We start from the raw sequence: 23,991 nt of genomic DNA, 5'->3' as shown, positions 1-23,991 counted from the left end.
CTCTCGTGGTTTTTTAGCATCGGCAGGTATTACCCGCCCCTACAGAGTATGAATATGGATGACCTCGCCTTACCCGAACCCACTTAGCATTTTATACAAGGGTTACCTTACTGCAAATCCCGCTCTACAGTATCAGCATCAGCTCTATATATCAATCAATAGATATTATTTAATCCACTCCAGACTTTGATTTAGGTAGTTTTTCAACTGAGATATGCCATCTTTGTAGTAAAATTGGTTAAGCCAGTTGAGTGGCTCAAACGCCGACTAAAATAAATCTAAAATCTAAAATCTAAAATTCCCCATTCATGAACTACAAAACGGCTCGTAACTTTTTATTAACTCAAGGAACTGCCCTGCAAACCCAGCAAAATCCGAATGACTTGCTGATGATGCTAAAAGTTGGCAAGCCGCCAGTACCCGGTCAAATGACATCGATATTAGTGGCGCTGAAAATTGTATTTGATGTGGTGCAACAAGAACCCAACCTCGACCGAGAACTAACGCTGGCACTGCATATGCTGTGTTATGAAAGCTACCGAATGTACGTAGAAGGACGTTTTGCTGGAGTGGAATGGCCTCCTTTGTTGGATCAAGATATAGATCGGATAGCGTACGCTGTACGCAGTATTTTCGCAGGCACAAACCAAGGTTAAGCTAAACGAATAAGTGAATTTGATCGCTCCTACTATGATGACAACTTACTTCCAAATGCTCGCTCGGTACAATACATTGGCAAACCGCAGGCTTTACGGAGTTTGCGCTCGACTTTCAGATCAGGAGCGCAAGCAGACTCGACCGGCTTTTTTTAAGAGCATTCACGGCACGCTCAACCATCTTATCGTCAGCGATCGCGTCTGGATGGGGCGGTTCGAGGGGCAACCAATCGACTCGCCCCAAAAGGACGAAATCCTCTACGATGACTTCGACCAGCTTTGGGGAGCGCGCATCGAAGAAGACGATCGAATTGAAAAGTTCTTCTCTTCTATAACTGAAGAATTCCTCAGCGGTAAAATCAAGTACCGCGATATGGAAGGTAGAACCCATAACGATCCGGTTACTTTGTTAGTGTCACACTTTTTCAACAAACAAACCCACCATCGGGGACAAATTCACGATTTGTTAATGCAAACGGAAGTTGCCCCGCCAATTTTAGACCTGCACCGCATTTTCCGACCTTAATTTATTATCGGTTTCGCAGTTCTGTTTGTATTTTTTCTAAATCTTCTTTGAGCAGAATCGTCATTCTACCGATGATGGGTCTACCTTCTCGCGGTTGGGCAACTTCTATCCAGTAGGCAAAGCGCTGTCCTAATCGTAACTCGCCTTGCAATGCTTCAAGTAAGGGTGCATTTCGAATCCGAGCTTGATTAACGACCGTCTCGTCAGGATAGGCGTAAACTACCCTTGCCCGTTGAAAATCTTGATAAATACCCAATCCGTAAATAATCCGCAAAGTTTCTTCCAGACGGTCAGCATTAACACCATTTACTAAATCAAATATCTCAAAACGTTCGCTGCGGACAATCCCAGTTCTCAGCGGTGGAGTTGCTCTTCCGGGTGGCAGCGTTGAAGCTTGAAACACAAATCTTTGGGCAGCTGTATCGCTTTTGCGTACCAATAAAGTTTCGCCACTTTGGGGACTTAAAGTGGGATTTGCTTGTATCCAAGCTGCCACTTCGTCGGTAGTTTGTCCCGGTAGGGCGTTAGCTGCTAATGGAAACAATAACGAACAATAAAAAATTAGAAAACTAATCCCATTTTTCCCCGAAAACAAGCTTAATTTAGCCTGCGTAGGCAGGCTGAGTTTGTGTAGCCACACCCTTAAGGGTGTCGAAATATTATGACTAATTGGTATAAACAGCGGTGTTTTTGGCATTTTTCATTTTTGATTCTGGATTTTTAACTAAAGACTCCCGTTTCTCAACTCTCGTTCCCAGGCTAAGCAAAAAAACAAGATTTGGCAGGCGAAATGCCTACCAAAGTGTTTATTTATACATCCGTTACCGTTGCGACTTTAATCGACTTGCCAGCTTTCATATCGCGAAACACTTGCTCTAAATCTCGCAAGGGGCGGTGTTCGCTCACCATTAATTCAAACAGAATGGTGCGACTTGCTAGTAGGGAAAGTGCTTCTCGCACTTACAGCGGCTTCTTGTGAAATACACCTAGGATCCTCAGTTCGCTGTAGTGGAGTTGCTCGGTATTAACCCGCTTCACCTTCGACCGGGCCACCCCTTGCAGCACCCAGGCTAACGGTTCGGTCATCGACGCCAGGACGTTTGGCAAGTCTTCGGGGAGGGGCAACAGATTATGTTTGACGATTTGAGCTGTAATTTTGAGATATTCGGCAAACGTGCCGTTATTCCAGGTCAAATGGGGGCAAAGCGAATATTCCTGACCTTGACAAAAGACCCACTTCATGCATTGGGCCGAGTTGTTGGCAACTACGCGTACGCCCACCTGCCAACCGAGTACTTGGCTACCTACCGCCACAATTTCCCCAGCTGCTTCGTGACCGAATAGGGTAGGAGGTTTGAGCATTTTGGCGTGACCGCCGCGACGCCAAACCTTAAGGTCGGTGCCCCAGGTTGTGGCGGCACCGACCTTAATTATTACTTCATCAGCGGCTGGGGTTGGGTCAGCCACCGTTTCGAGACTTGACACTCCCCATGCCTAAAAGGCAGGGGATTCTTGCGTCTACAGATACTCTCCACTAGGGAGAATACCTTTCATCAAGTTAGGGGTTGTGCCAAGCAACCCATTCTCTATACCAGATGAAACCATTGCAGCAGCATCTTTCTTTAGGTCTAGAGAACATAAGAAACCATCCCATTGGGCAAGGTTTCTCGAAGCGTTTAAATCAGCATTGTGGTACTGCCCATTAGGGCAATTGAAATGGTGTTTCTTCCTGTCGCCAATAGTGCCACAAGTTGAACAAGATTTGCTCGTATATGGAGCCGGACGTTTGATTAGTTTTAATCCCTTAAGTGCTAACTTATAATCAAGTTTCTGCTCTAAAGAATAGTACGCCCAAGCGTGCCTTGATTCCCCATGATCAAAGCGATTTTTCTGACTCTGTTTCATGGTGTTTCGACATCCTTCCAAGTCTTCAATCACAACATCAGCATTGTGATATTCAGCAAATCTTACAATCCTTCTGCTGATAGTGTGATTAACAGCTTCCATCCATCGTTTCTCTTTTTTGTTCCACTTTTTTAACGATCTAAATTTCTTCGCTTCTTGCAAAGATTGACGGCGTTTCTGGAAATAGCGGCGACGATGTTTGACATACTTGCCGTTAAAGAACTTACCGAACCCTAAAGCTGGCGCTACCACTGCGAGATTATTTTGCCCTCGGTCACACCCTATTCTTTTCGTCGCATCCACTTCTGGAACTTCCAAGGTGACACAGACATAGGCATACCATCTATTTCGATGTTTGATTAATTTTGCGGAACCTTTATCAATCAAAGCGTCGCCATTTAACAACCTGTCTAAAATGGGTTGCCAATGTTTTGATGCTACTTCAATAGGGACTCGCTTAGTCCCTTTGATAGCTGGGAAACTTAGGCTATAAGTTTCTCCCATTTTATGAATTGACCAGTTCTGTTTATTAATTTCTGGGGGTAAGGATTTGTATTGTTTGACCTTCTTACCTGCTCCAGATGTGGTATGCCGAATAGTTTGATTCGCTCTTGGCAACATGAGAGAAGTTTCTACCTTGGCTGTGGTTAACTTTCTCCTTTCTGGGAGTGGAATAGTTAACAGCCAATTAGCTAATCGAGTATTTGACTCTGTCATCTCGCCAAACATTTTTGCTTTGGCATGATTGAGGTTGGAAAACTTTATTTTTAGCGTGATAGTTACTTGGCTCATGCTATTATTTTAGCACAATTTTACTCGGATGGGTAAAGACGGCGATTAAAATCGCCTGGTGCGTTTCATCCCCATGTCTAAAGCCAGGGGCTTTCACGCACGGTTTCTGGTAAAGTACAGCTGCTAACAAAACTTAAGTATTAACCGCCGATAGCGGACGAGACTTCAGAGTCAGGTTATCACGGCGGAGTGTCACCAGGTATAGCAGGGAAGGTACTTCTTGGTGGCAAGAGGTGCAGAACCAATAAATTTCTGCGTGACGGACGTGCCGGAGGATGGTTCCACCACAACATGGGCAAGTGTTACTGCGTGGATTCATTGTCTGATACTCCCTGCTACTCAAAAATTGTGAATTAAAACGATGAGATGCGTGCTGGGGCATGAAAGCGACCGTTCCAAGCAATTCGATTTTCGATTACTTGTCGGTACGCGGCTTCATAACCGTCTACCATCTGAGAAACGCTGAAGTGATTTGCTACATGGTCGCGACAAGTTTGTCGATCTAGATTGATTGCCGCCGGTATGGCGGTTGCGATTTCATCTATACTTTGGCAGACGAAACCCGTCTTGCCGTGGGCGATCACCTCCGGGACTGAACCAAGATTGATGCCGATAGCGGGGGTTCCCGTTGCCATCGATTCGATCGTTACCAAGCCAAATGGTTCGCGCCCGGTAATGGGGAACAGCGTCACGGCGGCATTTCCTAATAGCTCAACTTTTTCAGCGTGGCTAATTTCACCGAGATACTCGATTTGTTTGCCATCTAGCTGGGGTGCAATTTCTGTTTCAAAGAACTGCCTATCCACCCGATCGATTTTGCCTGCCATTTTTAAGCGCCAGCCGGTCTTTTTAGCGATCGCGATCGCCTGGTGCGGCCCTTTTTCCGGAGATAGGCGGCCTAAAAATGCCAGATACGGCGGATCGGAAGCTTGAGCAAAAAAAAATGGATAACCTCGCAGGTCAATGCCGTTGTAAACCGTGCTGATGTAATTCAGCGCTACGCCATCCCGCTGGTTATTACTAATGCTGATAAAAGGCTGTTTGGCGTGGTGGGTAAAAATTTTGCTGTTATCTGTTGTAAACTTGCCGTGCAGCGTGTGAATCGTCGGCGTTTTCACCAAACTGCCAAACGGCAGCGCGGCAATCCCTACATGGGAATGAATGATGTCAAATTCTGCGGCTCTTTCGTAGACTCGGCTTAGTTCTAACATTTCATAAGCCGAGTACTCTTTGATATTGGGGTCATTGCGCAACCCACGGGGATAAACCGACTCTAATTTGGCTAAAGTTTGCGAATCCCCCGCAGCAAACAAAACTACTTCATGGCCTCGGCGTACAAGTTCGTCCGTCACGTAACTTACTACCAGTTCAATTCCGCCGTATGCTGGCGGGGGAACTCTTTCCCAGAGGGGTGAAACTTGAGCGATTTTCATAGTTTTCCTGGCTTGGTTTGCAGCTTCAACCGTTTTTTATCTATCAGGTTCTCGCTTTATCTTTTGGCTTCCCATTTACTTGTTATTTTTGGTAATCCCGATTTTGGTTTTCTTTTGCTGGAACCTGTCCCGGTTTTTACTATCTTCCATCTGCGGTCTAGATTTAACTTATCCTCCCCATAAACTGCGAGTTCGTTTCACCTTACCAAGCTTTTAGCCTCCTGATTTTAATCGCCGCGACTATGGCTGCTACAGCCAATATTCTTTTACTATAGAGCCTACTTGTTGCTTACCTCATCTATCTTTAGATACATGTGGTTTTTACCGATCCCATAGGTTTGTCATCGCTTTCTCCCTTGTTGAGATTCTTTTTTGCTTGATCCCCATTTTCCTGGTTTTAGCTTGCTAAATTTTTTCAACTGGCGATGCCACAGCCTCTTTCCCGGATAATCGCTTCCTCTTTTCACCCCCTCCCATGCTTTTTTTCATCTACGTCAAACTACTGAGCTTTCCCCTTCTTATCCCTTCAGCTTTTTTTTGGTAAAATACCTACTTTTACCTTTTAACTCAGTTCCCACTTTCCGTATCTTCACTGATGCTATTGCTGTTTCACCAACCATTAACATCAATTAGCTTCAATTTGAGCGGTTAGGTGAGGTGAATTCAAATATATTGATTCCTTCGTTCACCCACAAGCGATCGCAAGAAATTTTCTTCAATAAAATTTCCCTGCCCGTTTTACTTATATAAACTTCCAATTGCGCCTCTGGCACAGCTTCAAATAACAAACGATCTCCTGGAAATACCACCCGCTCAAAGTTTAAATTTGGTATATTTGTGACGCGAGCTATTTGAATTTCGCTCGTAAAATTGCCGTAGTAACACATATTTTTGTTATTCACCTTTAGCACCTTGAAACCTCCCTGGTCTGCTGTCGCGTTCAGCGATTCGCTATTGTAAGGCCACCAGTCTAGAGGCGCTGACATTTTTTAGATTTTCTTCTTATCTAACTAATGACTAGGCTCTATCTCACGCCATTCAATAACGATGAACTAACTTTGTCTTAAGCTTTTTTTATCTGTTTTAGTACAATACTGTTATTGCTTCTACATTACATCTACCTTGAGTTTGACTCTTTTTGCTGTATTCAATGCTACAATAATCTTTTTTATTAATAAGGTTTCACCTCTCTTGCTTCAAACAAACCATTGGTAATAAGTCAAGGGGTCATATGTTTATATTTGTAAAGGTTGCCAGGGGTCATTTTTCAGAGAAACTTTCCAACGAGGCCAACATCTTTGGTAATCGTTGAAACAAAGCTGCAACAAGAGCTTCTTCCCTGCAAATCCCCCCATCGCTGCTACCTTTCGGCATCGATTCCCAGGTTTGACATGGTTTTGACCGTTCTAATTCCGGTGTCGGACAGCACATGACTATCATCCTCAATTCGTTCCTGAGGGGGGAATAGCGATATGACCATCGCCCCATAGGGACGGCGGGTTGCAGAACCGGGTCTACTACCCTATATTTGAGCGCTCGCCACTACTATCACGCACCCCCCTATTTACTATGATGCCGAATCCTGGGGGATCAACTTAAAATTTATCAATAATTAACGTTATAGTAAGGGGATCAAGAAAAAAGCAAGTATTTTGTAGGTTGGGTTGAGCTTGTTCAACCCAACACCCGCAGGTTGGATGGTTGGGTTTCCTCATGTCAACCCAACCAACATTTCTTAGTATTCAGGCACAGATGAATCGACTTCGCGACTCCAAGCGGTAATTCCGCCTTTGACGTTAATGCCGTCGATACCATGTTCTTTGAGAATGCCCAAGGCTTTCGCCGAACGTCCGCCCATCTTACAATGAGCAATCAAGCGATGACCGTTGAGCATTTCTTTGATTTTGGTAACGCCTTCACCTTTTTCGATGTCGGGTAGCGGTACCAAGACAGCACCGGGTATTTTGGCAATTTGGTACTCGTTCGGGTTGCGGACATCCACGAGAATGAAATCATCCGCACCGCTATCGAGTAGCTCTTTTAATTCTTTAACAGTCATCTCTTGCATTTCCATCTGCCGTTTAGCCTCCTCTGCTTTAGCTTGGGGAATACCGCAGAATTGTTCGTAGTCTATCAATTTTTCGATCGTCGGGCGCACCGGGTTCGGTCGCAGTTTCAATTCGCGGAATTTCATTTCCAGGGCATTGTAAAGCAGCAACCTTCCGCTTAAAGTTGTCCCCTGCCCGATGATAATTTTGATCGTTTCCGTTGCTTGGATAACGCCAATAATTCCCGGTAAGACTCCTAAGACGCCGCCTTCAGCACAAGAAGGAACCATCCCTGGTGGCGGGGGTTCCGGGTACAAGTCGCGGTAATTTGGGCCATCTTGGTAGTTAAAGAGAGTCGCTTGCCCTTCAAACCGGAAAATCGAACCGTAGACGTTGGGTTTGTTCAACAATACACAAGCATCGTTTACCAGGTAGCGGGTGGGGAAGTTATCCGTTCCATCCACCACGATGTCGTAAGGTTTGATAATGTCGAGGGCGTTTGCGGAAGATATCCGAGTTTCGTATAAATCAACCTGGCAAGCTGGGTTAATTTCCCAAATCCGGTTTTTGGCAGATGCAATTTTTGGTTTGCCTACCCAGGATGTGCCGTGGATGACTTGGCGTTGTAAGTTGGAATGATCTACGACATCGAAATCGACAATCCCAATCCGTCCAATCCCCGCAGCAGCTAAATACAGCAGCAGCGGCGAACCGAGTCCGCCTGTACCGATGCATAAAACGCTGGCAGCTTTGAGACGTTTTTGCCCTTCCAGTCCGACTTCGGGCAAAATTAAGTGACGCGAGTATCGTTCGTAGTCTTCTTTAGTTAGCTGGATCTCGTCCAGATTCGGATTCAGCATAGCGATCGCGACCCCTAAGCATCGTTGAAAAATTGGACAACATTGGAAATTGCGTACATATATCGATCGGTTAAGAGCAGGTTTTTGATTTTAACCTGCTCTCACCAACTCCCATTGCTGGGGTAAAGTTTTCCTCGCTAATGTTAAGAGGGCTTTTTTAGGTTAGAAGCACTGACTTAACCAAATACGTCTGTTTAACTTCTAACGACAGCAGCTCTAAGCTGGAAAGCACCTAGAGGTGTCATGACCGTCTTAACGTAGTCCATATAGGACTTAGCTTAGGCTACCTATCCAGTGAATGTGCTAGTTGTCTAGTGTTCACTGTTTGGTTGATAGCATTGGTGCGGAGTCAGGACTAAATATATTACACCTAAACTGCCCCGCTCTCTTACCTATTTTTAGAATAGTTTTCTAATTGGTCAATCACCGATATTTGCTCGCTCTGAAACTTTCGGTCGTCGTCTAGACGCCAGCTGGTCACATCTACTGCTTTCCCAGAACAGACGGAAACGATGATATACGAGTATTCCTGCCAAGCGACTTGTCTGTCAAATTCCGATGGCATGGCGGCACAATCTGGATGGGAATGGTAAATGGCGATGATCGCCAGGTGGCGATCGCGTGCTTCTTTTTGCACTTTTAGGATATCGGCGGGTGCGATCGCATAATTTCCCCGCTTCGTTTCCCCCAACTTCGCCAAGCGTTCCATTGCTTGAAATGCCTTCATCGCCTCTTCATCCCAAGCATTTTCAGTCGGTCGCACTTCCACCACAGTTTTACTATCTCCTCTCACCAGTCCCAACAGCAACCCGCAGCACTCTTGCGGATAACCGCTTTCAGCATGGCTACAGATTCCTTGCAGATGCTCCCTACTGAGTTCAATTGTCACAAAAATCTCTTTGTTCTCTACCTATCTTTATTGGCTATTTTCTGATATTAACTCAAGTTGCTAGTTATCTCTCTGGGAGCGGCTAATGGCTAATGGCTAATGGATCTATTGGTAAAAATCCCAGATTAGCAATTAGCAATTAGCCATTAGCAACGCCAAAGTTTATAACTAGCAACTTGCGTTATTATTATTTTATGCTTATATCATCTACTTTATAATGGAAATATGTACATTTTTTTTTAAATTACAAATATCCCATTATGAATATAGTACCATGCAAGCGTATCAAAAAACAGTCGCCAGGGATACATTTCAATGACTTTGACCGACACCAAGATAAAGTTCGCCGACCTTGGGGTCATTGAGTAATTGGGAACCAGGGGCGGTGAAGCGATCGCGTCCTGATTCCAAAACATAACCCCGATCCGCCATTTCCAAAGCCTTGCGGGCATTTTGTTCCACCAGGATAATCGCAGTGCCTGCCTGATTAATGCTTTTGATTTGCTCAAAAACACTCGTTACCAGGATAGGAGACAAAGCCGCCGAAGGTTCATCCAACAAAAGCAAAGAAGGTTCCAGCATCAACGCCCTACCCATCGCCAGCATCTGACGTTCCCCACCGGAAAGCGTACCCGCCCGCTGGCGGTGTCGTCTCCGCAAAACGGGAAAAGTAGCAAAAATTTTCTCCTTCAAAGGTTGGATTGAGTCCTGACGGATAAACCCGCCCATTTCCAGATTTTCTTCCACCGTCAGGGAAGGAAACACATTAGCGATTTGCGGCACGTAGCACATCCCCCGCCCGACAATTTGATTCGGCTTCAAGCCGCCGATACTCTCGCCTTTAAAAGTAATTTTGCCCTTATGGGGAGTTAGCAGCCCAAAAATAGTTTTAACCAAAGTTGATTTACCAGCCCCATTAGGGCCAATAACGGCGACCAATTCCCCCGCATCGATGCGAAAATTGACGCCTTGAAGGATATCCAGGTCTTTTACATACCCGGCGTAAACATCCTCAACTTGTAATAACGGGTCATGGGTCATGGGTCATGGGTGATGGGTCATGGGCTAATTGCTAATCATATCCAACAATTAACCATTAGCAATTAGCCATTAGCATTACGGCGTCTTTTGCAAATCGGGACGTTCTTCTGGAACAATTGCCCCTTCTACAGGGCATACCTGTAGACATATACCACAATCGATACAAGTGGAAAAGTCGATCCAATACCAGTCAGTCCCTTTAACATTTTTACCCGGCCCTGGGTGAATGCAAGCAACCGGACAAGCTTCAACGCAGTCGGCTACGCCTTCGCAGGTGTTGGTAACAATAGTGTGTGCCACAGTGTTCTGATCTCCCTTAAGATGCGGCAAACAAGATAGACTTGCTTGACCTATTAAGAATTTTAAACAGATTTGCCTGAGAGAGGGAGCGGGTGTGCAGGTGTGCGGGGGTGCAGGTGTGCTGCTGGAAGCGCATCAAAATTGCTTTTCCCATAGAAACGATCGTCTTGGCTGGAATTTCTCTGACAATTCCACCTGCCGCATCAGCGCACTTGCCCAAATTCACCATCCACCTTCGGGAGTTGGATCGCAACCGCGATTTATCCGGGGGATGAAACACGACGAGAGGGATTCTATTCGCTCGTTTTGTATATAACGCAAGTTGCTAGTTATAAACAAGGGCGTTGCAAGCTTGCTAATTGCTAATTGCTAATAAAGGATTTTTACCAATCGATCCATTAGCCTCGTGACCCAGGCGGTCGCCTGGGAACGCCATTAGCCGCTGTGAGAGAGATAACTAGCAACTTGAGTTATATAGTCAATACATTATAGACTAAATTAATCGTTGAACAATCAGTCTTGACGTGCCAAAAACTTCGCCCAAGACAACGCCCTGATTCGTTACCGAACTTCCTCTCATAGTAAGTTCAGCGATTGAGGGCATTTTGTTGTCCAGGTTGGAGGCAGCACGGCAGATGTACAACACTTGCCTTGAAGAAGCCATGCGCCAAAGCAAACTCATCCGACAATCCAGATCTAACAACAGCCACAAAAATTATACTTAAATCTACTTTGAAGCGCATAAAAAAACCAACCGTGCTACTCGGATTTAAAACTCAAATCCTATTCAAAAAGTCTCTGACTCAACTGCTGGCGAAACATGCAGGAGTAGCACGTCATGCTTGGAACTGGGGATGAGGATTAACCAAAGCCATTCTAGACCACAATCAAAACAACCCAGACAATAAAATCAAATTCCCTAGTGCCATAGATTTACATAAATGGCTAGTAGCATTAGTCAAGTCGAAACATCCTTGGTACTATGAAGTTTGACGCAACAGCCCCCCAATATGCATTAATGCATCTGGGAGAAGCTGGGCAGAAATGCTTTAAAAAGAAAGCTGGTGCGCCAAAATTTCAGAAAAAAGGACGAAAGGATTCATTTACCCTAGAAGGGACAATCAAAATTATCAGTAAAAACAAAATTCAAGTCCTTGTCATCGGAGGTTTTATGCCCAGCTTGTCTGTGAAGGCAAGCCGTTCATCAAACCTAAAAATACATTGGGGAAAGGCAACGTTGGCATTGATAACTCGAATTTGCCTTCGGATGTGCCGCGTCCGAGGACGTCTTGGATCGCCACAATATAGCCGTGGGAAGCGTACCAAGTCGGATGGGTCCAGACTACGGTGGATGCGATCGCTCTCCCATATGGTTGTCTGATTAACAACACCGGCAAACTTCCCTCTTCTTCGGGACGGTATACATCTGCATCCAGCCGCCAACTGTCACGGGTAACCATCGATACCGTCTATTTTTTACGTACGTTTAACATGGAACTAAAGCATCCGAACGACACAAAACTGCCATATCTTCTTCATCTAACTCGACTGGTACGCCCCTGCGAATCAGTTCGGCAAAATCTTCGTTTGGCACCATGACTGTTAGTGCGTACAACCGCGTATAACCTGTATTTTCGATTACATGCGTCCCCGTAGGCGGGACTAGAATGCTATCTCCGGCTTGAATTTTTACCGTTTTGCCATCGCAAGTTGCTAACCCTTCGCCTTTGAGGATAAAAAACATTTCTGCCGCAAACTGATGTCGGTTTGGCGGTGTTTTTCCGCCTAGATCAAAGATCTCGACGCAAAAAGTAAAAGAAATATCGTCGGTTGTGGGATCGAAGACAATCGCCAAACGATTGCTATCGCTAGGACTGATGCGAAACGCTTGGTATTGCTTGGGCGTTTTCGCATCCGGAATGACGCAACGAGGGGAGTCAATCATAAGGATTTTGGTAATTGGTAATTGGTAATTGGTAATTGGTAATTGGTAATTGGTTTTTTGCTTTCCTATTACCGATTACCGATTACCGATTACCCAATCGATTTGATTGCTTCCAGGATAGCTTGGGAATCGGCGACAAAGCCAAAGCATTGTTTAACGTTATATAAAGTTGCTAACCAACAATACTCTGGCGAAGTCGTAGCGGTGCAATCTTTGACTAAGATGCAGTCATAGCCTAAAAAGTTGGCATCTTGCAGCGTTGTCATTACGCACTGGTCGGCGTTGACGCCTGCAAAGAATAGAGTAGTTTTTCCTAAGTTCCGCAGGATACTATCTAAAGGTGTATCCCAAAATCCGCTCATGCGATATTTATCGATGGGGATATCTTCGGGTTTTTGTTCTAATTCATCGACTACAGCAGCAGCCCAACTGCCTGCCATGAGTACTTTAGCACCATTTTTGGGCAAAGGGTCGCCGAGTCCGACACCAACGCCAGTAGGGTTGTAAACGTGAAGCGCTGCGGGGCTAATATTGAGCAAGTCGGGACGATTGCCCCAGTTTACCCAAATGACTGGAACGTTTGCCGCCCGCAATTCTGGTAATAATGCTTTTAAAGGTTCGATCGGTTCGCGCGCGGGTGTCACGTCTACCCCAATATGCGCCAACCAACCATCGGGGTGACAAAAGTCGTTTTGCATGTCGATGACCAAAATCGCCGCTTTCGCCAAGTCGAGGCGCAGCTTCTTGGTTTGGGTCGGCAAGGTGATGGCGCGTACATCTAGGGGTGGGCGGGTGATGTCGGCGAGATCTTCGTTAACTCCCCAAGCGTTTGGCGGAAATCCCAGCGTATGCAAAGGTCGATTCATAGCTGTTTCTAATTTTTGATGCCATCTTATCCCACCCTTGCAACATTAGTCAGTTATCATTTGTCACAGTCATTTGCCTGCCGATCTTTTAGTTATGACTGATAACCAAATAAACGAACCCGTCACCTATGAAGGCGGATGTCACTGCGGCGCGGTGCGCTTTCGTGTCGTTGTATACAAGCACGAGGCGGATGATTGCAACTGCTCGATTTGCAAAAAGAAGGGCTTTTTACACCTAATCGTCCCGCCAGAACAGTTTACACTCCTCAGCGGTGAAGATGTGCTAACTACGTACACGTTTAATACTGGTGTTGCAAAGCATCATTTCTGCCGGATTTGCGGCATCCACGCTTTTTATCGTCCGCGATCGCACCCCGACCAGATCGACGTTAATCTGCGCTGTCTCGATGGCGACGTCATCTCTCGCTTTAAAATTATTCCCTTCGATGGCGCTAATTGGGAAGAAAGTATAAAATCCTTCCGTCAATAATTATAATTTTAGAGGGTTCAATCATCAGGGAACTGCCAGCACGAGATCCGTTCCACTTTTTTGCTAGCGCAGGTGGGACAAATTGCATCAAAGGTGGAATCTACCCATTCATAGCCACAAGTGTGACAGTGGCAGAAAATATTATTGTGGTTGGCGATGGCAATTTTTTGCTGCCAATCTCGGAGATCGGAGATATCTTGTTGGGAGAGAGATTCTGACATAGGATTTTCTCTAGAGTGGGATGGGGAAATCATAAAAAAATCTGATTAAAATGTTGATGATTAGTGAGAATCAATTTTATCAGGTAATGGGAAGGATAAATCTGTGAACTTTACGATTCAAAATGTTCTGATTCCGCAAGCAGAGGGTTACGCAACGGTGGACGTGGAGATCGAAGGCGATCGCATTAGTGGTATTGCTTCCCATCTAGAAGTCGTCGGTACCGCAGTGGATGGACAAAACAAGCTATTACTTCCCGGTTTTATCAACGCGCATACCCATTCTTCGGAAATGTGGCATCGGGGTTTAATTCCCATGCTGCCTTTAGAATTATGGCTGGCTGCACTTTACGATATCACCCCGCTAGATCCAGAGCAAGTTTATCTAAGCGCCTTGGGGACGGCAGTAGAAACAATATTATCTGGCGGTACAAGCGTTGTCGATCATTTAGTGTTAATTCCAGGCAAAGAATTAGAAACGATCGCCGCCGCAGTGAAAGCTTATCGGGAAATTGGCATTCGCGCTTTTGTCGCGCCTTTGGTGCAAGATGAATCTTTCGCGGCGGGGGTTCCTTCTGGGGGAAGCGAAAAGAATTACGCTGCTTATTTTCGCTCAACAGCAGCGACGTTGGAATTAATCGAAACGGCGGTGAAGCAATTCCATCGTCCCGATGAAGGGGTTTATATTTTGGTAGCACCTACGGGAATTCAGTTATCAACAGATGCGTTATTTGAAGGATGTATTGAATTGAGCGAACGCTACGATCTCTGCCGCCATTCACACCTGTTGGAAACATTAGCGCAACAATTACTAGCCCAAGAAAAATATGGCTGTAGCGCCGTCGAACATCTCAAAGAAATTGGCTATCTCAGTCACAAAACATCCCTCGCCCATTGCGTGTGGCTGAACGATTCTGATATTGAAATTTTGGCTCAAACTCAATCTACAGTCGTTCACAACCCCTTGAGCAATTTACGTTTGGGAAGCGGTATTGCACCGATTTTAAAATATCGACAAGCGGGAGTAAACGTGACTTTTGGTTGTGATGGTGCGTCGAGTAACGACTCGCAAGATCTACTCGAAGCGATTAAAATTGGTTCAATTTTGCACAATACAACCGACCGGGATTATCATCACTGGATTACTCCGCTTCAAGCTGTGGAAATGGCTTCTAAAGGAGGAGCAATCGGTTTGAATCTGGGGGATGAACTGGGGGCGATCGCCGTCGGTCAAAAAGCCGATTTAGTCCTCTACAATTTGACTAATTTATCTTTGCTACCCCGCACCGATCCGATTGGATTATTAATTTTAGGTCGTCCGACTCAAGTGGTGCATAGCGTTTGGATTGATGGGAAACAAATTGTAGCCGATGGCAAAGTTAAAACTATCAATGTCGATGGTTTACGGCAAGAACTATTTAGCCGCAGCCAATGGTATAATAACCTGCAATTTCCGAGTGTTTCTCCCATGGAAGAACGCTACCGCACCGTCATGGGTTTACCCGATAAATCCTCGGTTTAATTGTAGGAGATTGCTAATTGCTAATTGCTAATTGCTAATTGGTAATGGCTAATTGGTAATGGCTAATTGGTAATTGCTAATTGGGAGAGTTTCTGCCTGGTTGCTATTATAGCATTTTTCCGGCAATTAACCATTAGCCATTAGCAATTAGCCATTAGCCATTAGCCATTAACCATTAGCAATTAGCCATTAGCCATTAACCATTAACCATTAGCCATTAGCCATTAACCATTAGCCATTAGCAATTAGCCATTAACCATTAGCCATTAGCCATTAGCCATTAGCCATTAACCCAACGATCTGCTCGAACTGAAAGTCTACAGCTAAGTCAGTCAAGGTAATCGCGAGAGAACAATTTTCTGCGGGAATTTGATCGATTAGCTGAAAAATCAGCCCATCGTTACCTGTGACTGCTGCTTGGTATAGCTGTTTCATCCAGTTAGTTGGCATCTTGGCAATCTGAAGCGCCATGTCGGAATTCGGCATTGTTTCTAGGTTTTGCCTGTTTTCCCGTTTGGTTTCTATCTGGGGTGCTTCATCTTCGTAGAGATATTTTACGCCTAGATGTTGAGCGATCGCTAAGAGCAGTTCCTCTTGTTTAAAAGGTTTACGCACGAATTCGTCGCATCCCGCTGATAAGATAACTTGTCGTTCTTCTTCAAACGCACTGGCAGTTAAGACAATAATGACTGTTTCGCTTCCCTTGGGGTGAGATTTAATTCGTTTAGTTGCTTCATAGCCATCCATTACTGGCATTCGCCAATCCATACAAATCAGGTGGGGTTCCCAACTTTCCCATATTTCTATCGCTTCTTTTCCGTTTTCTGCCTGGCGCACTTCAAAACCTAACGAGGTGAGAAATTCCACTAGCAATAAGCGATTGCTTGGCTTATCTTCTACCGCAAGAATGCGATAGCTGGGTTGGTTTGGCGCTAAACCAACGACTTTTTTAACAATATGCTGGTTTGTTTCCAATCGAGGGTTCTCAACCGAACTTGCCAAAATATTAAAGCAAAACTTCGATCGCTCTCCAGGTTGACTGCTGACGGTAATTTCTCCTCCCATCAATTGCACGAATTTTTGACTAATGCATAAACCCAAACCCGTTCCTTGATTCGAGTTCAAACCTGTTTTGGTTTGCTCAAAGGCTCTAAATAATTTATCGATTTCTTCAGGGGCGATACCGGGGCCTGTATCTTCTATTTCAAAATACAATTGGGAATTGCGTTCCCAGGCAGATCCAGGGAACGAGGGTAATTGGTAATTGGATTGATCGCGAACGGTGACCCGCAAAGTAACGCTGCCTTTTTCGGTAAATTTAATCGCATTACCCAGCAGGTTAATTAACACCTGGCGCAGTTTACTTTCGTCGGTTCTAATAAATTGAGTCACGTCATTACTGCGCGAGAAGGTTAGCTGTAAGCCTTTGGATTCGGCTTTGAGTCGCAGCATTTCTTCGAGACGATTTAGCAGGCGATAGAGGTCAAAGTCGTTTTCGTTTAGCACAACTCGCCCTGACTCGATTTTGGACATTTCTAGAATATCGTTAATCAATTCCAGTAAATGCTCGCCGCTGCGATTAATAATGCCTAAAAATTGCTGGTGTTCGGGGGCTAAGGATTTTTCCCGGTTGAGTATTTGGCTGAAACCAAGAATGGCGTTGAGGGGGGTACGCAGTTCGTGGCTCATATTGGCAAGGAATTCGCTTTTAGCTTTGTTGGCATTATCGGCGGCTTCCTTGGCTTTTTGTAGTTCAATTGACTGTTGTTGGGTTTGTGCTAATAATTCGGCTTGTTGGATCGCAACGCCCAATTGTTCGCCAACTTGCACAACCATTTTAATTTCCGCGTCCGTCCATTCGCGGGGTGAGGAATTTTGGTAAGTGGCTAGCAATCCCCACAGTTTATTGCCGCAGAAGATGGGTACGATGATGTAGGATATAACTTGAAATTGCTCTAATAGTTCCAGGTAACAAGGCGTAAAATTAGCTGAGTAAATATCAGGAACGCAGCGGTAACTCGTCCGCTCGTTGTAAATACCGCCTTGGGTTGCTTGCAAATAAGTATCGGTGTCTTTTACAGGGTTATTAATATTTGCCAATGTTTTAACAGCGCAAGTTGATTCGGTCACCGCTGTTTCAGTTAGCTCGAATTCGTTGTTTTGTCGCTGCATTAGGGGTATCCATCCAGATGCGACGGATTCGGATACGAACTCGCCACTCCAGTCGGAATTAAAACGATAAATGACGGCGCGATCGCATCCTAACGCCTGCTGCAATTCAAACGTTGTAGCGCCAAATATCTGTTCGATATCCAAAGTTTGCCGCATTCTTTGAATAATCTTGGCGATCGCTTTCTCTCTTTCGGCGATTTCCCGTAATGCTGACTCGACTTGCTTGCGTTCCGCCGCATCCCGCGACACTCCCACCGTCATGACGACTTGACCTTCCGAGTTAAAAATCGGCGATTTAATCGTGTCGAACTGTCCCACAACTCCGTCATGTCGCGTCACCGGCTCTTCTAAGATCCTTAAAGTATGACCCGTATTAAACACATAGGCATCGTCTTTGATGTACTGCTGGGTGTAATCCGGGTCATTAAACGGAGCATCGATAATATCGCGCAGTTCTTCGTTCGTCATCCCGTAATAGTCGCGAAACGTTTTGTTCCCCCACACGATGCGCGAGCGCGGACCTTTCACCAGTACCATGTCTGTAATCGCGTCGAGGATTTGCCGGTACATTTGTTCCGAGTCCCGCAGCGCTGCTTCTGCTCGTTGGCGATCGCGCGTTTCCATCGCCAGTGCTGTCATATACGCTAAATAACTGGCAAAGTTTTGCGATTCAATTGACCAACGTCTAGCAGTTTTTGTATGTTCTAAACACAGCACCCCCACCGTTTTTCCTTTCAACTGAATCGGTACATCCAACATCGAGGTTATCGATAAAGCATTCAAATAAGATGCGGCAAGTTCTTTCGTTCGCTTGTCATTACGCGCATCGTGAGCTGCAATCACTCGCGAGGTTTCTAATGCTTGGAAATATTGCGGATAATCCACTACAGAAATTTTCGCCCCCAGGCTGTGTTGGTCAAGGTAAAGTTCGTATAAATCCGCACAGTACAACTGGGATTTGTCATCGTTATAAAACCACAAGCTCCCCCGTTCTACGTTGAGGGTAAGACATGCCAGTTTGGTAATTTCTGCCAGCGCCGTGCTGAAATTACCTTCGTATAAATTATTGCTTTTTGCCAGTTTCAGCAACCCGATTTGTTGTTTTCTCAGACGAGTTTGGCTGGCTCGCAATGCCGATTCGGCGGCGATTCTTTCTTTAATTTCTGTCTGTAGCGCCGCCAGAGTCGCGCTTAACTCGCTAGTGCGTTCTTGTACCCGAATTTCTAACTCCTCGTAGGCGAGGCGCAAGGCAGATTCGGCTGCCTGCCGCTGCAATTCGGCGGCAGCTCTAGCTGCAAATATCTGCATAATCGCCTTGGCGCTGTCTGAGTGCTTTAAAGGGCGATCGCTATTGATGCACAGCACTCCGATTACCTGCTGCTCTCCGTCTAACAGCGGCACTCCCAGGTAACATACGGCACCCATCGCCTTTAACCCCAGAGCTTTGGGAAACCTTTCCTGCACCCGATCTGGGAAGTAAAATAATTTGCCTTCTGCAACAACGGGTTGGCACGGAGTATCGATTGCGTCATACTCAAAGTTATCCTCTGCCTTGTCACCCGACCAAAAAGCCAGGGTTTTTAACCGCATAGGGCCGGTAATTTCTGCTACAAAAACATTGCGAACCTCCAGCGCCGATGCCAGATGCTGCACTAAAGCTGGGAAAAATTCTTCTCCAATTACCGCAGCCGTCCCCGTGACTACACTTTGTAACGTTTGTTCCGCTTGCTGGCGTTCGGCAATCTGCCGTTGTAATTCCTGATTTATAGCTGCGAGTCGATCTGCTGTTTGTAACGATAAAAATTGCGGCAGCAGCGCCACCATTTCTAGCGCCGTGTAGCAGGACACCAACGCGGTAAGCGCTTGCTCGATCCCGGATACCCAGTAAGCAGGATGCCACAGGGTCCAGATGTCGAGCAAGTGACCCGTACCGCAAGCCAGGATAAAAGCACCAAATAAAACAAATACTTTGAGGAAGGGTACGTCACTCCGCTTGTGGACGAAGTACACCAGCATCACCGGAATCGAGAAATAAGCGATCGCTATCAGCAAGTCGCTGACCACGTGCAGCCCTACCAGTGGAGTTTGCCACAAGTAACAGTGACCGTGGGGAATGTACTGACTCGGTGAAAATAGATTTTTTAAGATTTCCCACATTTAACTCTAGCCCTACCCAGGTAATAATTGTTACATTATATCTCAAACCAGCCATCTATCCAGAGATAGATATTGAGTTATATTGCTATTTTTTTAAGCTGGCTCAAAACCGCCCTTCACTTTCAGTTTAACGCTCTGAACAAGCCAGTATCTACAAGTTTTGCTCAGCTTGTTGTCGGGTAATTTTTCCTTAGAAAGCCGCGGCTTTCTTTGAGTTGATAATTAAATCTTTTTATTTTAAAGTTCAGCCGGCAAAGTTTGTCAGTTTAATTGATTAAAACTAAAAATTGAATACCATTTTTGATTAAAAAATCAACAAAATTATCCAACTTAATCCCGTATTGTTTTTAGTAATACAGTTAGGCAGGAATTTAACCGTTTACCTGGAGAAGATATACAGCGGATTGCAAGCTCGTCTAGGTACAGCCTTTTGGCTTGTTTGTATAGCGGCAGCAAAAATGGCAGCCGCTATACAAACGAAGGTGTACCTCATCCGCCTGCGATCCGCTATAGAGCAATAATTTGATTGTAGTAACCCAAGTTGCTAGTTATGACTATCGTGGGTTGCTCGCATTGCAAGCTTGCTAATTGCTGATGGGAATATTTTTCGGTTCTACCAGCCATTAGCTATTAGCCATTAGCCTGTCTTGGGCCCTAAAAAGATAACTAGCAACAAGCGTTAGTAGCAAAGAACAACAAATTTTGCTGCATCCCATACGGGTGCGTTCAACGACAGGATTTTACCATTGGCTAAAAAATGGGGAGGGGAAAGGCAATTTTAACTTGTATTTCCCCTCCACCTTTTGACGCTGGCGATCGCTCACCAGTTATTTAAGTACATTCACTCCTTGACAAAATGTACGCGATTTCATATTCATCTCAAACCTGCGGCTAATAGCGTTCCCAGGCAGAGCCGTGGGAACGAGGCTACCAGGCAGAGCCGTGGGAACGAGGCTAATAGCTAATCTCAGAAAAAATGCCTACCGATCGTAAGCTTCTCTGGCACAATTAGCAATGAGCAATTAGCAATTAGCAATTATTAAGGCAGGTCGGTATTCCCCATCAGATAGCGATCGCATTCCCGCGCCGCTCCCCGTCCTTCGTTAATCGCCCACACAACGAGGCTTTGTCCGCGACGGCAGTCCCCAGCCGCAAATACACCGGGAATGCTGGTAGCAAATTTACCATGCTCTGCTTTGACATTGCTGCGTGCATCCCGTTCCAATCCGAGAGCATCGAGCAAAGGTTGTTCCGGGCCGAGGAAACCCATCGCCAGCAAGACTAACTGTGCAGGTATAACTTTTTCAGTACCGGGGACGTGCTTCGGTATAAATTGTCCTTTTTCGTTTTTCTCCCACTGCACTTGCACCGTGTGGACGGCTTTGACATGTCCGCTTTCGTCGCCTTCAAACTTGGTCGCCGTGGTGGTATAGACGCGGGGGTCGTCGCCAAACAGGGCGGCGGCTTCTTCCTGTCCGTAGTCCATCTTGTAAACTTTAGGCCATTCGGGCCAGGGATTGTCCGCAGCGCGTTCTGCGGGAGGTTTGGGCAAAATTTCCACTTGCACCAAACTCTTGCAGCCGTGGCGAATCGACGTACCCACGCAGTCCGTCCCCGTATCGCCACCGCCGATAATCACGACATCTTTTCCGGCGGCATGTAGAGACGTTACATGTAACGTCTCTACATTTTTGTCTAAAATTGCTTTTGTATTGGCGGTGAGGAATTCCATCGCGAAGTGGATGCCCTTTAAATCCCGCCCTTCAACCGGAAGATCCCGCGGCTTAGTTGCACCCGTGCAAAGCAGTACGGCATCGAATTCTAAGAGCAGTTGTTCGGCGGGTAAATCTTTCCCAACTTCGGTATTGCAGACGAATTTTACGCCTTCTTCCTCAAGGACGTTGAGGCGACGCAAAACAACTTGTTCCTTATCCAACTTCATGTTGGGAATGCCGTACATCAGCAGACCACCCGGACGGTCGGCGCGTTCAAATACAGTCACCCAATGACCAGCGCGGTTGAGTTGTGCCGCCGCCGCCAGTCCCGCCGGACCTGATCCGATAACCGCGACCTTTTTCCCCGTGCGCTTTTGGGGCATTTCTGGTGCGATCCAGCCTTCATCGAAGCCTTTTTCGGCGATTGAGTACTCGATATTTTTAATCGTCACGGGTGGGTTGTTTATACCCAGCACGCAAGAACCCTCGCAGGGTGCGGGACAGACGCGCCCGGTAAATTCGGGGAAATTGTTGGTTTTGTGCAAGCGATCTAGCGCTTCTTTCCAGAGTCCGCGATAAACGAGGTCGTTCCATTCCGGAATCAGATTATTAATCGGACAGCCGCTTGCCATGCCACTGATGAGCGTCCCCGTGTGGCAAAATGGGATGCCGCAGTCCATGCAGCGCGCGCCTTGGGTGCGGAGTTTTTCCTCCGGCATGTGCAGGTGGAACTCGTCCCAATTGCGGATGCGATCGCTAGGCGATATTTCCGACGGCAACTCGCGCAAGAATTCGATAAAGCCAGTTGGTTTGCCCATAATCTTGTCTGGTGTCGATACCTGGACTTTGAATTCTAGAGCCAGCAGCCTTGTCAGGGCTCAAAAGTCACAGAAATCTTTAACTTTAGCAGCGACTGGCGGAGAAATTGTTGGTAGTTCGTATCCTGCTTCCCGGCTAATTTGCGATAGTTTCTTGTGAATCTGGGCCAGTGTATTATGCTCTTCGCCTGGGTGCAACGATCAAACCAATCGAGTCTGTGACGATATGGGCAACAATGCAAGCAAGTAGGTCATGGCTCAGAAGGTAAAACCCCGTGAATAAGCTACCGGAGATGAAGAACGTCAGTACCGAACCCCAACCCCAAAGTGGCAGATGCACGATTGCGAACGCGGTTAACGCAATCAATCCTGCCCACCCGTAACCGACAAATAAGGATAGCCGTGCGATCGCGTAACCTCGGTAAAGAATTTCCTCCGCCGTTCCACCCGTAATCACTGCAAAAATCAGAAACCAAATCGGCAACTGGTTCAGCTGGGCAATACCTGTTTCAAAGCCGTTCAGCTGCATCTTTTTGAGCATCCAGATTAAAACAGGCGACACCAAGAAAATGAGTACGCCCGCCACAAGCAGCCCCCACATGAAAGATTGCCACTGGAATCGCAAACCGATCGAAGTAAGAGACTGCTTCTCCCAAACAATCAAGATTGTCAGCACTAAACCTACAAGTAACCAAAGAAACAGTTGCTCGATTACTTTCGTCAGCAATCGTTCCCTAGCGCCTAGTATTCTGTTTGCTGGACTGACTAACAGAATTGGACCTGCCAGCGCAATACTCAGCCCCAAAACCGATGGCAAAAAATTCAATCGCTCCCAGCCTCCTAATCGCTTTGGTTTTCCTGCTTTGGCATAGCACGCTTTGAGTCACGGGGCATCGTTCTAATCGTTCGATTTATAAGTTGTAGGGTGCGTTAGGCGGTAGCCGTAACGCACCGCTGCTGGTACCCGAATCATAAAGCCTCAAAGCACTATAACGAGCTGGCAATACTCACACAGGCAATTTACTTTCTCATCAAGCCTGTTTGCTTTCTCATTTTAGTAATTCGCGCATATATTTTGGTATTTTCCGCCAGCCAAATGGCAATTTACTTTCTGAGCAAGCCCCTGAGCTTTCTCATTTCAGTAATTCGCGCATATATTTTAGTATTTTCCGCCAGCCAAATGGCAATCTGCTTTCTCATCAAGCCCCTGAGCTTTCTCATTTCAGTAATTCGCGCATATATTTTAGTATTTTCCGCAAGCGTTTCGGCTGAAAGCTATCTCAGTTTACCCCTTCGCTTTCTGATTTCAGTAATTCCTGCAGTCATTCTCGTTCCCAGAGAGACTTTGGGCATCCTGAAAGCATAGGCCATTCCCCTCTCTTGAGTAGATGGCGAGTTTTCGGCAAATCCTCATTAAAATGGGTGCATTAGAACATCGGCGACCAAAGATTTGAAACAGGAAGTTCCCAACCGGGGAGTAACTCTGGCACGGTTAACACATCGCGATCGCCCAGTGTCGTGACTGCACCATCAGGGCGATACATCGTCACAGTTTGCCCATCAGGATCGATCAGCAATCCCACTTTGACACCCAAAGCGATCGCTTGCTGTACTTTCTCCTGCAAACGGGGTAATTGA

23 protein-coding genes and 3 pseudogenes are annotated in these 23,991 nt (G+C 46.0%); 5 read left to right on the top strand and 21 right to left on the bottom strand.

Annotated features, from left to right (window positions below):
• Positions 1 to 308: 308 nt before the first annotated feature.
• Together MiSe_RS21060 and MiSe_RS21055 are read left to right on the top strand one after the other, a co-directional pair.
• Complete coding sequence (locus tag MiSe_RS21060; protein ID WP_226584645.1) at positions 309 to 656, top strand: Dethiobiotin synthetase; 348 nt, start codon at positions 309 to 311, stop codon at positions 654 to 656.
• Between the two features lie 34 nt (positions 657 to 690).
• Complete coding sequence (locus tag MiSe_RS21055) at positions 691 to 1,182, top strand: DinB family protein (protein WP_226584644.1); 492 nt, start codon at positions 691 to 693, stop codon at positions 1,180 to 1,182.
• Positions 1,183 to 1,186: 4 nt separating this feature from the next.
• Here the strand turns inward: MiSe_RS21055 and MiSe_RS21050 are convergent, their stop codons facing one another.
• From MiSe_RS21050 to MiSe_RS20990, 13 genes and pseudogenes are all read right to left on the bottom strand, one after another.
• Positions 1,187 to 1,879: a hypothetical protein gene (locus tag MiSe_RS21050; protein WP_226584643.1), complete on the bottom strand. Its 693-nt coding sequence runs from the start codon at positions 1,877 to 1,879 to the stop codon at positions 1,187 to 1,189.
• A 113-nt stretch (positions 1,880 to 1,992) separates the two neighbouring features.
• Positions 1,993 to 2,667, bottom strand: a pseudogene (locus MiSe_RS21045) (alcohol dehydrogenase catalytic domain-containing protein).
• Between the two features lie 33 nt (positions 2,668 to 2,700).
• Complete coding sequence (locus tag MiSe_RS21040; RefSeq protein ID WP_226584642.1) at positions 2,701 to 3,879, bottom strand: RNA-guided endonuclease InsQ/TnpB family protein; 1,179 nt, start codon at positions 3,877 to 3,879, stop codon at positions 2,701 to 2,703.
• Between the two features lie 133 nt (positions 3,880 to 4,012).
• Positions 4,013 to 4,198, bottom strand: a complete 186-nt coding sequence (locus MiSe_RS21035) for a hypothetical protein (RefSeq protein ID WP_226584641.1) — start codon at positions 4,196 to 4,198, stop codon at positions 4,013 to 4,015.
• A 34-nt stretch (positions 4,199 to 4,232) separates the two neighbouring features.
• Positions 4,233 to 5,312 carry a glycosyltransferase family 4 protein gene (locus MiSe_RS21030; RefSeq protein ID WP_226584640.1) on the bottom strand — a complete coding sequence of 360 codons (1,080 nt, stop codon included), beginning with the start codon at positions 5,310 to 5,312 and terminating at the stop codon, positions 4,233 to 4,235.
• Between the two features lie 635 nt (positions 5,313 to 5,947).
• Positions 5,948 to 6,298 carry a DUF1830 domain-containing protein gene (locus MiSe_RS21025; RefSeq protein ID WP_226584638.1) on the bottom strand — a complete coding sequence of 117 codons (351 nt, stop codon included), beginning with the start codon at positions 6,296 to 6,298 and terminating at the stop codon, positions 5,948 to 5,950.
• Between the two features lie 274 nt (positions 6,299 to 6,572).
• On the bottom strand, positions 6,573 to 6,800 hold the full coding sequence (locus MiSe_RS21020; protein ID WP_226584635.1) for a hypothetical protein: 228 nt from the start codon (positions 6,798 to 6,800) through the stop codon (positions 6,573 to 6,575).
• Between the two features lie 247 nt (positions 6,801 to 7,047).
• Entirely contained in the window at positions 7,048 to 8,220 is a 1,173-nt protein-coding gene (moeB, locus tag MiSe_RS21015; RefSeq protein WP_226584633.1) for a molybdopterin-synthase adenylyltransferase MoeB, read from the bottom strand.
• 388 nt (positions 8,221 to 8,608) lie between these two features.
• Complete coding sequence (locus tag MiSe_RS21010) at positions 8,609 to 9,109, bottom strand: M67 family metallopeptidase (protein ID WP_226584631.1); 501 nt, start codon at positions 9,107 to 9,109, stop codon at positions 8,609 to 8,611.
• A 312-nt stretch (positions 9,110 to 9,421) separates the two neighbouring features.
• Positions 9,422 to 10,150, bottom strand: a complete 729-nt coding sequence (locus tag MiSe_RS21005; RefSeq protein WP_226584629.1) for an ABC transporter ATP-binding protein — start codon at positions 10,148 to 10,150, stop codon at positions 9,422 to 9,424.
• A gap of 75 nt (positions 10,151 to 10,225) precedes the next feature.
• The gene (locus tag MiSe_RS21000) at positions 10,226 to 10,450 is read right to left on the bottom strand and encodes a ferredoxin family protein (RefSeq protein WP_226584627.1); all 225 of its coding nucleotides are present in this window, start codon (positions 10,448 to 10,450) and stop codon (positions 10,226 to 10,228) included.
• A gap of 16 nt (positions 10,451 to 10,466) precedes the next feature.
• On the bottom strand, positions 10,467 to 10,730 hold the full coding sequence (locus MiSe_RS20995; RefSeq protein WP_226584625.1) for a hypothetical protein: 264 nt from the start codon (positions 10,728 to 10,730) through the stop codon (positions 10,467 to 10,469).
• A gap of 213 nt (positions 10,731 to 10,943) precedes the next feature.
• Complete coding sequence (locus MiSe_RS20990; RefSeq protein ID WP_226584623.1) at positions 10,944 to 11,162, bottom strand: hypothetical protein; 219 nt, start codon at positions 11,160 to 11,162, stop codon at positions 10,944 to 10,946.
• A 44-nt stretch (positions 11,163 to 11,206) separates the two neighbouring features.
• On the opposite strand from MiSe_RS20990, the pseudogene MiSe_RS53920 reads away from it, so the two are divergent.
• Positions 11,207 to 11,615 (top strand): annotated as a pseudogene (locus MiSe_RS53920) (helix-turn-helix domain-containing protein); the annotation flags it as partial.
• 82 nt (positions 11,616 to 11,697) lie between these two features.
• On the opposite strand, the pseudogene MiSe_RS20980 reads toward MiSe_RS53920, so the two are convergent.
• From MiSe_RS20980 to MiSe_RS20970, 3 genes and pseudogenes are all read right to left on the bottom strand, one after another.
• A pseudogene (locus MiSe_RS20980) lies at positions 11,698 to 11,910 on the bottom strand (CocE/NonD family hydrolase); the annotation flags it as partial.
• Between the two features lie 26 nt (positions 11,911 to 11,936).
• Complete coding sequence (locus tag MiSe_RS20975) at positions 11,937 to 12,395, bottom strand: cupin domain-containing protein (RefSeq protein ID WP_226584622.1); 459 nt, start codon at positions 12,393 to 12,395, stop codon at positions 11,937 to 11,939.
• An 89-nt stretch (positions 12,396 to 12,484) separates the two neighbouring features.
• The gene (locus tag MiSe_RS20970) at positions 12,485 to 13,261 is read right to left on the bottom strand and encodes a cysteine hydrolase family protein (protein ID WP_226584620.1); all 777 of its coding nucleotides are present in this window, start codon (positions 13,259 to 13,261) and stop codon (positions 12,485 to 12,487) included.
• 94 nt (positions 13,262 to 13,355) lie between these two features.
• On the opposite strand from MiSe_RS20970, the gene MiSe_RS20965 reads away from it, so the two are divergent.
• Positions 13,356 to 13,751 carry a GFA family protein gene (locus MiSe_RS20965; RefSeq protein WP_226584617.1) on the top strand — a complete coding sequence of 132 codons (396 nt, stop codon included), beginning with the start codon at positions 13,356 to 13,358 and terminating at the stop codon, positions 13,749 to 13,751.
• A gap of 17 nt (positions 13,752 to 13,768) precedes the next feature.
• On the opposite strand, the gene MiSe_RS20960 is transcribed toward MiSe_RS20965, so the two are convergent.
• Positions 13,769 to 13,972 (bottom strand): hydrogenase maturation nickel metallochaperone HypA, encoded by a 204-nt coding sequence (locus MiSe_RS20960; RefSeq protein ID WP_226584614.1) that lies wholly within the window; start codon positions 13,970 to 13,972, stop codon positions 13,769 to 13,771.
• Between the two features lie 103 nt (positions 13,973 to 14,075).
• On the opposite strand from MiSe_RS20960, the gene MiSe_RS20955 reads away from it, so the two are divergent.
• Complete coding sequence (locus MiSe_RS20955; RefSeq protein WP_226584611.1) at positions 14,076 to 15,491, top strand: amidohydrolase; 1,416 nt, start codon at positions 14,076 to 14,078, stop codon at positions 15,489 to 15,491.
• 273 nt (positions 15,492 to 15,764) lie between these two features.
• Here MiSe_RS20955 and MiSe_RS20950 read toward each other — a convergent pair whose 3' ends face one another.
• The 4 genes from MiSe_RS20950 to MiSe_RS20935 all read right to left on the bottom strand — a co-directional run.
• Positions 15,765 to 19,820, bottom strand: a complete 4,056-nt coding sequence (locus MiSe_RS20950; protein ID WP_226584608.1) for a GAF domain-containing protein — start codon at positions 19,818 to 19,820, stop codon at positions 15,765 to 15,767.
• Positions 19,821 to 20,859: 1,039 nt separating this feature from the next.
• Positions 20,860 to 22,353: a glutamate synthase small subunit gene (gene gltD, locus MiSe_RS20945; protein WP_226584605.1), complete on the bottom strand. Its 1,494-nt coding sequence runs from the start codon at positions 22,351 to 22,353 to the stop codon at positions 20,860 to 20,862.
• Between the two features lie 175 nt (positions 22,354 to 22,528).
• The gene (locus MiSe_RS20940) at positions 22,529 to 23,179 is read right to left on the bottom strand and encodes a CPBP family intramembrane glutamic endopeptidase (protein ID WP_226584602.1); all 651 of its coding nucleotides are present in this window, start codon (positions 23,177 to 23,179) and stop codon (positions 22,529 to 22,531) included.
• A gap of 601 nt (positions 23,180 to 23,780) precedes the next feature.
• On the bottom strand, positions 23,781 to 23,991 hold a 211-nt coding region (locus MiSe_RS20935), incomplete at its 5' end, for a Uma2 family endonuclease (RefSeq protein ID WP_226584599.1).

Origin of the sequence: Microseira wollei NIES-4236 (assembly GCF_020521235.1) — a bacterium.
Lineage (GTDB): Bacteria > Cyanobacteriota > Cyanobacteriia > Cyanobacteriales > Aerosakkonemataceae > Microseira > Microseira wollei.
Note: the sequence above shows the minus strand (reverse complement) of the source record. Positions and strands in the feature narration are given on the sequence as shown.